The organism is bacterium, from assembly GCA_040756715.1.
In the GTDB taxonomy this organism is placed as follows: Bacteria; UBA9089; UBA9088; order UBA9088; family UBA9088; genus JBFLYE01.
On the sequence record JBFLYE010000215.1, the window covers coordinates 1 to 9,228 of the forward strand.

Below are 9,228 nucleotides of genomic sequence, written 5' to 3' on the forward strand. Positions count from 1 at the left end.
ATTATACCTATTGTGTAGATAAGTAAGCCTTTTCTTTTAAGGATTGAATAGTCAATTAAAGGGTTTAGGAGGCATAAAATTATTCCAAAAATTGCCCAGACTATCTGTTTTTTCCACAAAGGATATTCCCATCTGAATGTTGTGCTGTAAAGGGTAGCAATGCCAATCCCTGTTAAAAGAAGAACAAGGAGAATAAGTTGTGAATTAAGCCTTTTTTTCATAAAAAAAATTTATAATTATTTAAAAGCCTTGTCAAGATTTGCATATAAAAAATTCTTGAAAATTGTTCCTTTAGTTTGTATAATAAATCAGAGGTGATGAGATATGGTAGTTAATGCCATTGAGCCAAATCAAGGATATGTTTCCGAGATGCCAAAGGAGGTAAATGAAATAGCAAGTGCTTCTGTAAGGGCAGAGATGCCTCAAGCAGAAACCCGAGACTCTTTTCGTTCTCCGATGCCTGTATCAGATGCGGTTGAGCCAGATCCTGCTATGTCTGTTTATACAAGCCAAATATACCAGCAACAACAGGCATACTTTGATACGGCAAGAAGGATTGAAATAGGTGCGGTTGGGATTGGCGGGCAAGACCATGGAACTTTACCACCGCCATTTGAGGTATCTCTATTGAGACCTGCAGAGACCCTTATAAGCCTATCAAAGGATGGATGGAGGGGGATTCTTCCTTACAATCCCTACATTTATCATAATTTTATGTGGAAACAACCACAGGAGCAAATCTCTATAGTTTGGTAAAAATGGAAAAATTTCAGCTTGTTCCTATGGTTATAGAGCAAAGCCCAAGGGGTGAAAGGGGGTATGATATATTCTCTCGCCTCCTCAAAGATAGAATTATATTTTTAGGCCTACCGATTGATGATGAGGTATCAAATATAATAACCGCCCAGATGCTCTATTTGGAAGCAGAAGACCCAGAAAGGGATATTGACATTTATATCAATAGCCCAGGGGGCATAGTTACTGCCGGGCTTGCCATATATGATACAATGCAATACATAAAATGTGATATTTCAACCATCTGTATTGGCCAGGCTGCATCAATGGGAGCCTTAATCCTTTCGGCAGGGACAAAGGGAAAAAGGTTTGTCCTTCCCCATGCCAGGATTATGATTCATCAGCCATTGGGTGGAGCACAAGGACAAGCTACTGACATAGGGATTCAGGCAAAGGAGATCTTAAGGGTAAAGGAAGAAATAAACAAAATTCTTGCAAAACATACAGGTCAGAAGCTTGAAAGAATTGAGCAAGACTCGGATAGGGATTTTTATATGTCAGCTAAAGAGGCTGTAGAATATGGAATAGCTGATCAAGTTTTTACAAGCAGGAAAACAAAGAAGTAGTGGACTTTCCGAAAATTGTTAAAAATCTTTCCGATAAATCAATTATTTTTGGAAAAGGAAGAAGAAAAAAGGCAGTAGAAGAGCTTGCAAAAATAGGGACAGCCGAGGTAGTTCCATATCTTGTCAATGCCCTTTCTGATTCTGATAGTGAGGTAAAAAGACATGCCTTTTCTTCCCTTTGCCATCTTTCTGACCCTTCTGCAATTGATTGCCTTTGTTCTAATTATCTTAAGGATAGAAATGAAAAGGTATGGGAGATAATTACCACAAGGGGTTTCGCACCATCATCTCCTAAAGAAAGAATCCTTTTTTTTATAAAAACAGGCCAAACCGCAAAGTGTATCCCTCCATCTTCTCCTGATATTCCTGTTCTTATTGAAATGCTAAAAGAAGGGGAAACAAAAAATGAAGCCACAAGAATCCTCTCAAGCATCAATGATGATACTGTAAAGGAAGGACTTTTTAATAACCTCTTTTTAACCTGGAATAACACCCTTTTTTCATTTCTTATAAATACAAGCTTTCTTCCCCAAGATGATGGAAAAAGGCTTATATTCTATCTATTTCTAGGAAGGGATGAGGATGCGCAATTTATTGAAAAGAGAAAAAAGGGCTCTTTTATTTCGGGTTATAAATCCCTTGGACTTGAGGGAAAAAATAGGCTAATAGAGATTCTGGTCAAAAAACCCTCCCTTTTACACCTTCTTTATAATCTCATTGCTTTTGAAAATAACCTAGGAATTATGAGGTCTATATTTAAACTTATTATTGAACACAAAATGAAAGAGGCGTTTTCTTTCTTTCTTAAAAGAAGGGAGGAAGATTTTATTATAAAGATCTTAAGCGGTCTTTCTATTTCTAATGAAGACCTTCTTGAGATAGGGCTTATAAAGGGAGGGCTTGTTTTGTGTATGGTATATAATTGCTTAAAAAAAAGGGGGTGGAAAACGAATGAACCACTTCTTCTTGAATTTATAGAATATGTAGGAAAGATTGAGGATGAGCTTTTAAGGGTAAATATAAGGGCTTTAGCTTCTAACAACAAAAGGGAGGCTATATCTATTCTCTCTAAAATTAAGGATAAAAGGGCAATAGATAACTTGATTTCCCTTCTTAAAGACCAGAATTGGAGAATAAAAAGGCAGGCAAGTAATTGCCTTGTTGAAATTGGAGGAAATAGGGTTTTATCCTCTTTGATTGAGCTATTTAAGGAAAAAGATTGGGCTTTAAGGGTTATATGCTCTGAAAGCTTAGCAATGATGGGACAGGAAAAGGTAATAGAATTTCTTATTAAGGCACAATCAGAGGAGAAATTAGAGGTTTCTGAAGAGGCTTATATATCTTTAGCAAAGCTTTGCCCTCCTTCTTCCCAAGATGTTTTCATTAAGGCTTTAAGACATAATAACCCAAAGATAAGGAGAATAGCAACTGCCTCCCTTGGAAAGATAGGAAGCGATAGGGCAATAAAACCCCTCATTAGGACATTAAATGATATGGATAGTGTTGTAAGGCTACAGATATCATATTCCCTTGCAAATATTGGAAAAAGATATAATGTAAGCCTTCCCATAGAGGAAAAGGGTTTATTTGCTAAAACTGGAATTATCAAGGCAATTGGTCTTAAGGCCGAGGAGAAACACATAGATTTTCTCCTTTCTTCCCTTAATGATGGTGATTGGAGAATAAGAAAAGAGGCGATTAGAAGCTTAAAAAAGATAGGAAAACCGTATTTTATTAAGCCATTAATTAAGATGCTTCAGGATGAAAAGCTTGAGGTAAAAAGGGAAGCATCCATTGCTCTATGCAGACTTGGTGAAGAAAAGGGATTTGGTATACTTGTGGATGGAATAAGAAGCAAGAATTGGAGTGTTCAAATACAAATGGCTCATACAATGAGCAATTATATTACAGAAAATAGAGAAAGGGTTTTTAAGCTTTTTGTTGAATTAACCAAAGACCCAGATTCCCAGACAAGGGCAGCTGCCATTATTGGCATTGGAATGATGGGGGATGAAAAATTTATCCCAACCCTTCTTATGGCATGGACGCAGGAGAGAGAGGTTGGGATAAAAAAGAGAATAATCACATCCTTAATTAATATTGGAAGCGAAAAGGGCCAAAGGGCATTTATCCTTGGGCTATCAGACAAAAGCGAAGAAATAAGAGAAGCCTCTGCATATGGATTTAAAAGATTAAGGATAAAAGATGGTTTTAGCCCCCTTATTGAAAAGATTGATGATAATAGTAGCAGGGTAAGAAAAAGCATATTCTCATCCTTAAGGCAAATTGTTGATGAATTTGGGATGGAAATTGCTGAAAAAAACCTTGTCTTACTTGATAAAAAGATAAGGGAATTATCTAATGAGAAAAGGGATGCCTCTGAGATTACTGAGATCTTGCTCCTTCGCCTTTCCCTTGCCATATTGAAATATAAAAAGAGGTCAGGAGGAAGATATCAGGAGTCAGGAGTTATATGATTGGTGGTTTTGGAAAAATGGCAAATAACGGTATAGAATTACAATACAAAGCAAAAGAAGATTTAAAAAGGATTATCGCTATCATATCCCCAGTTACTCTCAAGGAAATCGTAAGTTTTGGTCAGAACAGACTTGATGGATGGAGCAATATGCTTATCTTCGGGGATAACTTACAGGCGTTAAGAACTTTGATAAAAGAACCAAATATCAAAGGAAAAATTAGGTTGGTATATATAGACCCTCCCTTTGGGACAAACCAAGACTTCAAAAGTGGAATTTCACGAACAGTAAGTAAGAGTAGAGAAGACGATACCGCATATAATGATAGACTCGTGGGGGCAGAATACATTGAGTTTTTAAGAAAAAGAATTATTTTGCTTAGAGAGATAATGTCAGAGGATAGCTCAATATATGTTCACATTGATTGGAAAATGTGTCACTATGTGAAAGTTCTAATGGATGAGATTTTTGGGCAGGAACGATTTATCAATAATATTACGAGAATAAAATGCAACCCAAAAAGCTTTAGAAGAATGGCATACGGAAATATGACAGATGCAATTCTTTTTTATTCAAAAACTGATGAGTATATTTGGAACGATCAGCGAGAAGACTTTACAGATGAACAAATAAAAACCCTATTTCCTAAAATTGATAAGGAGGGCAGGCATTATACAACACTTCCTCTCCACGCTCCAGGCGAAACTCTAAATGGACCCACGGGGAAGGAATGGAGAGGACGTAAGCCTCCAAGAGGAAGTCACTGGCAATATCCTCCAGAAGAATTGGACAAATTAAATGAGCAAGGTTTGATTGAATGGTCATCTACAGGAAATCCACGCCGAATATATTATGCAGAGGAAGCTGTGAAAAAGGGTAAAAAACGACAGGATATTTGGGAATTTAAAGACCCTCCATATCCTTCTTATCCAACTGAAAAAAATCTTGAAATGCTCAAAACTATTATAGAGGCATCCTCAAACCCAGATGACTTAGTTTTAGACTGTTTTGTTGGTTCTGGGACAACTTTAATTGCCGCAGAAGAGTTGGGAAGGCGGTGGATTGGGATTGATAATTCTAAAGTTGCTTTAGATGTAGCACAAAAAAGGCTTTCATCAATAAAAAAACATTCAAGGTTTACACTATACAAGATATGGGAGAAAATGGAATGAACGAATGGGTAAGAAAGAGCATAAAGATTGCTAATGCACCGGGATATTTGGATAACCTTCACAATATTTATTCTACAACAGAAGAATCATGGAGAGCAATTTCTGTTGACACCAAAAAAGAATTAGAAGAAATTTTTAAATCCGGTGATGATGTGTCGTTGGTTAGGGAGCTATTAAGATTACCGAAGTTTCCGATCAATGACCCTTATGTAGCATTTTTACGAAAAAAGGATGTTTTCGTTAAATATAATCCTAAGACTGTTAACAGAATAGCTAAGAGAGTTCGTTCTTTGGGATTTAAGGCAATAATAGAAGCCATTGAAGAACCTAAGGCATCAAGTAGGCGAATCGGGATTCTTTTTAGAAAATGGCTACCAAGCATTGGCTATCCTGTACTTCCAGAATCCGAGTTTGGAACCTATAAAGGAATAGCATTTCTTCAAGGAAGCGATGCACAACTAAGGAATTTTGCAAACGAAAAACTTGGCTGTAATCTTGAGAAAGGACTAGATTTTCTTGCCAAAGTAAAAGATATTTATTTGATTGGGGAAGTAAAATTTCTTACTGATTATGGGGGTGCACAGAATGCAAACTTTGAAGATGCACTGAGATTGTTTAGAAAGAAGGAGGGGAATGCTATGCGAATCGCTGTCCTTGATGGTGTTGTATGGATCAAAGATGGAACAAAAATGTATAGAACAGTTTGTGAGTTAGAAGAAACGGCTTTGACTGCCCTCTTACTTAAAAAATTCTTGGAAAGTCAATGATAGGTTCTTTTGGAAGGAGATATACCTTTGTTTTAGACCCATTGGTCATTATTTTAAAAAAAATGGGTCTTTCTCCCAATGCATTAAGTATTATCGGCTTAATTATGTGTATTGCCTCAGGTTTTTGTTTTGCCATTGGGGATTTTATCTGTGGGAGCCTTTCCCTTCTTATTGCTGGATTACTTGATATATTGGATGGCAAACTCGCTAGAGACTCCCCACTTCCGACTTCCGACTCCCGACTTTATTTTGGTGCATTCCTTGATTCCTCCCTTGACAGATATGGCGATTCTTTTGTATTCTTTGGGATTATCTATCATTATTTAGAAAACCATATTTTGGTAATTGTTTCTTTATTTAGCCTTATGGGTGCTTATCTTACAAGCTATATCAAGGCAAGGGCAGAGAAATGGATCAAGATAAATGTTGGTCTCTTGGAAAGGCCAGAAAGAATTATCTTGCTGATAATTGGAGGGCTTACACGGATGGATATAGCCTTGTGGATACTGGCAATACTTGGAAACATAACCGCAATCCAAAGGATTATCTATGTAATGCGGAATGCAGAATAAAAAAATCCAAAATAAAACGGGAGGTAAAGATGAAGAAGATTAAAGTTGCCATTGTGGGGGTTGGGAATTGTGCAAGTTCCCTAATTCAGGGGATTGAGTATTACAAAGGGAAATCACAAGATGAGGTAATCGGGCTGATGCACCATAATTTGGGTGGTTATAAGCCAGAGGATATTGAATTTATAACAGCCTTTGATATTGATAAAAGAAAGGTAAATCTTGATTTATCAAGCGCAATATTTCAGAAGCCTAATTGCACAAAGAAGATCTGCAATGTGCCATTTATGAATGTAAAGGTTGAGCTTGGATTTTTATTGGATGGTGTAGCAAGGCATATGCTAAATTATCCAGAGGAGCAAACATTTGTCATTGATGAATATTTGGATGATTTTGTTCCCGATGATAAAAGGAGCGAGGCAATGGAAAGGATTGTTAAAATCCTAAAGGAAAAGGGTGCAGAGATTTTAATAAATTACCTGCCGGTTGGCTCCCAGCATGCCACAGAATTCTACATCGAATGTGCCTTAGAAGCAGGATGCGGGGTAATAAATTGTATACCGGTATTTATTGCCTCAAATAAAGATTGGGAGAAAAAATTTAAGGAAAGAAACCTTCCCATTATTGGCGATGATATAAAATCTCAGGTGGGAGCAACCATTGTCCATCGGGTTTTAACCAAGCTATTTGAGGATAGGGGGGTTTTGCTTGAGAGGACATACCAGCTAAACACAGGAGGAAATACAGATTTCTTAAATATGCTAAACAGAGATAGGCTGGCCTCTAAAAAAATTTCAAAGACGCAATCGGTCCAATCCCAGCTTAAAACCCCTTTAGCTCCTGAAAACATCCACATTGGTCCCTCTGACTATGTCCCCTGGCAAAAGGATAACAAGGTATGCTTTATACGGATGGAGGGAAGGGGTTTTGCCGATATTCCATTAAACCTTGAGTTAAGGCTCTCGGTTGAAGATAGCCCAAATTCTGCGGGTGTGGCAATTGATGCAATAAGATGCCTTAAGCTTGCTCTGGAGAGAAAAATAGGAGGGGTAATAATTGGCCCCTCATCCTATTTTATGAAATCTCCACCCAAGCAATTTTCGGATACAGAGGCAAGAAGGCTTACTGAGAAGTTTATTGCTAATAAAACCTAATGGATAATGTTTTGGAAGAAATAGTTAAATGGCTGAATCATTTTTTTAAGGCTTCAATTCCTGTTATCGCTGTTATTATCGCATTGGCTTCTTGCTTTACCATAAGATACGAGCTTTCAGATGATGCACTCAAGATAAAGATATTTGGCTTCTCTGTAAAAAGGCTTCCCTATCGGAATATTGTCGATGTAAAAATTGGCTATCCATTTTGGGGTGAAAACTTCTGCCGTCTAATCTGGCGCTTTTGGGATATCAAAAGCTATGTAACCATCCATCATAAGGGCTTTTTATTTAAAAATACAACCATTACCCCAGAAAACCCAGAGGAATTTATAAGAGAGCTTAAGGAGAGGCTTAAGATTTTTGGAATTGCAACATAAATTTGACTTCATATTCTTTTAACTATATAACCATAAAAGGAGGATAAAATATGAAAAGGGATTATTTTTTTACCTCAGAGTCAGTTACAGAGGGACATCCCGATAAGATTGCCGACCAGATATCTGATGGAATCTTGGATGCAATTATAAAGGATGACCCAATGGCAAGGGTTGCCTGTGAGACATTTGTAACCACAGGCCTTACATTTATCGCAGGCGAGATAACAACCTCAACCTATATTGAGATTCCAGCTATAGCCAGGGAGGTAATTAAAGACATTGGCTATACAAATGCTGATTATGGCTTTAACTATGAGGATTGTGCGGTAATCACAGCCATTCATGGCCAATCGCCAGATATTGCCCAGGGTGTTGATACAGGTGGTGCAGGTGATCAGGGGATGATGTTTGGCTATGCCACGGATGAGACGCCTGAATTTATGCCAATGCCCATATTGTTAGCACACAAGCTTACGCGTAGGCTTGCTTATGCAAGGAAGGAGAGGATTTTGGATTGGTTAAGGCCAGATGGAAAGAGCCAGGTTACCATAGAATATATTGAGGGAAAGCCAAAAAGGGCATCTGCTATTGTTATTTCAACCCAGCATGACCCGGATATTGAATATACAGACCTTAAGGATGCTATTATGGATGAGGTAATAAAAAAGGTAATCCCAGAGCATTTTATAGACAGGGAGACAAAATTCTACATCAATCCAACCGGAAGGTTTGTTATCGGAGGCCCACAGGGAGATACAGGTCTTACGGGAAGAAAAATAATGGTTGATACATATGGTGGATTTGGCGCACACGGCGGTGGATCCTTCTCGGGAAAAGACCCAACCAAGGTTGACCGCTCTGCCTCATACATGGCAAGATACATCGCAAAGAATATTGTTGCCTCTGGCATTGCAAGGATATGTGAGGTCCAGCTATCATATGCCATTGGTGTTGCCGAGCCTTTATCTATTATGGTCAATACAAAGGGAACAGCCAAAAAAGAAGAGAAAGAGATAGTTAATGATATAAAAAAGAATTTTGACCTTACCCCAAAGGGGATAATCCAAACCCTCAACCTAAGAAGGCCAATATACCGAAAAACAGCCTCCTATGGACACTTTGGAAGGGAGGAAAAGGAGTTTACCTGGGAGAAGACGGATAAGAAGGAGGCATTTTTGTAAAATAATGATATACCAAAAATCTTAAGTCATTCTATGGAGATTTATAGTATCTTCCATTACTTAGTGCAAAAATAGTATTTAAGAAATTTTGAATTCTAAATTTTGAATTTTGGATTGAAGGTTTAAGTTTTATAAAATTTTGAATTCTAAATTTTGAATTTTGGATT

Annotated in this window: 10 protein-coding genes; 9 read left to right on the forward strand and 1 reads right to left on the reverse strand. The window is 37.5% G+C overall.

Features of this window, described 5'->3' with window-relative positions; all coding sequences use genetic code 11:
• A partial coding sequence (locus tag AB1397_08395) for a hypothetical protein (GenBank protein MEW6482991.1) occupies positions 1-221 on the reverse strand: 221 nt, incomplete at its 3' end.
• Between the two features lie 103 nt (positions 222-324).
• Here AB1397_08395 and AB1397_08400 point away from each other — a divergent pair.
• From AB1397_08400 to metK, 9 genes are read left to right on the forward strand one after another with little or no spacing between them, the layout of a single operon-like run.
• Entirely contained in the window at positions 325-756 is a 432-nt protein-coding gene (locus AB1397_08400; GenBank protein ID MEW6482992.1) for a hypothetical protein, read from the forward strand.
• A gap of 2 nt (positions 757-758) precedes the next feature.
• Positions 759-1,361, forward strand: a complete 603-nt coding sequence (clpP, locus tag AB1397_08405; GenBank protein ID MEW6482993.1) for an ATP-dependent Clp endopeptidase proteolytic subunit ClpP — start codon at positions 759-761, stop codon at positions 1,359-1,361.
• Entirely contained in the window at positions 1,361-3,838 is a 2,478-nt protein-coding gene (locus AB1397_08410; protein MEW6482994.1) for a HEAT repeat domain-containing protein, read from the forward strand. The genes clpP and AB1397_08410 overlap by 1 nt, the downstream gene beginning before the upstream one ends.
• Positions 3,835-5,010 carry a site-specific DNA-methyltransferase gene (locus tag AB1397_08415; protein MEW6482995.1) on the forward strand — a complete coding sequence of 392 codons (1,176 nt, stop codon included), beginning with the start codon at positions 3,835-3,837 and terminating at the stop codon, positions 5,008-5,010. The genes AB1397_08410 and AB1397_08415 overlap by 4 nt, the downstream gene beginning before the upstream one ends.
• Positions 5,007-5,777 carry a restriction endonuclease gene (locus AB1397_08420; GenBank protein ID MEW6482996.1) on the forward strand — a complete coding sequence of 257 codons (771 nt, stop codon included), beginning with the start codon at positions 5,007-5,009 and terminating at the stop codon, positions 5,775-5,777. Before AB1397_08415 ends, AB1397_08420 begins: the two co-directional genes overlap by 4 nt.
• On the forward strand, positions 5,774-6,349 hold the full coding sequence (locus tag AB1397_08425) for a CDP-alcohol phosphatidyltransferase family protein (protein MEW6482997.1): 576 nt from the start codon (positions 5,774-5,776) through the stop codon (positions 6,347-6,349). The genes AB1397_08420 and AB1397_08425 overlap by 4 nt, the downstream gene beginning before the upstream one ends.
• Positions 6,350-6,378: 29 nt before the next feature.
• Entirely contained in the window at positions 6,379-7,500 is a 1,122-nt protein-coding gene (locus AB1397_08430) for an inositol-3-phosphate synthase (protein ID MEW6482998.1), read from the forward strand.
• Positions 7,501-7,511: 11 nt separating this feature from the next.
• Positions 7,512-7,880, forward strand: a complete 369-nt coding sequence (locus tag AB1397_08435; protein MEW6482999.1) for a PH domain-containing protein — start codon at positions 7,512-7,514, stop codon at positions 7,878-7,880.
• Between the two features lie 50 nt (positions 7,881-7,930).
• Positions 7,931-9,061 carry a methionine adenosyltransferase gene (metK, locus tag AB1397_08440; protein ID MEW6483000.1) on the forward strand — a complete coding sequence of 377 codons (1,131 nt, stop codon included), beginning with the start codon at positions 7,931-7,933 and terminating at the stop codon, positions 9,059-9,061.
• Positions 9,062-9,228 lie beyond the last annotated feature (167 nt).

Bases quoted from the DNA above. Each gene is read 5' to 3' on its own strand.
- AB1397_08420 (MEW6482996.1), top strand. From the start codon at position 5,007: ATGAACGAATGGGTAAGAAAGAGCATAAAGATTGCTAATGCACCGGGA.
- clpP (MEW6482993.1), top strand. From the start codon at position 759: ATGGAAAAATTTCAGCTTGTTCCTATGGTTATAGAGCAAAGCCCAAGG.
- AB1397_08415 (MEW6482995.1), top strand. From the start codon at position 3,835: ATGATTGGTGGTTTTGGAAAAATGGCAAATAACGGTATAGAATTACAA.
- AB1397_08430 (MEW6482998.1), top strand. From the start codon at position 6,379: ATGAAGAAGATTAAAGTTGCCATTGTGGGGGTTGGGAATTGTGCAAGT.
- AB1397_08400 (MEW6482992.1), top strand. From the start codon at position 325: ATGGTAGTTAATGCCATTGAGCCAAATCAAGGATATGTTTCCGAGATG.
- metK (MEW6483000.1), top strand. From the start codon at position 7,931: ATGAAAAGGGATTATTTTTTTACCTCAGAGTCAGTTACAGAGGGACAT.
- AB1397_08425 (MEW6482997.1), top strand. From the start codon at position 5,774: ATGATAGGTTCTTTTGGAAGGAGATATACCTTTGTTTTAGACCCATTG.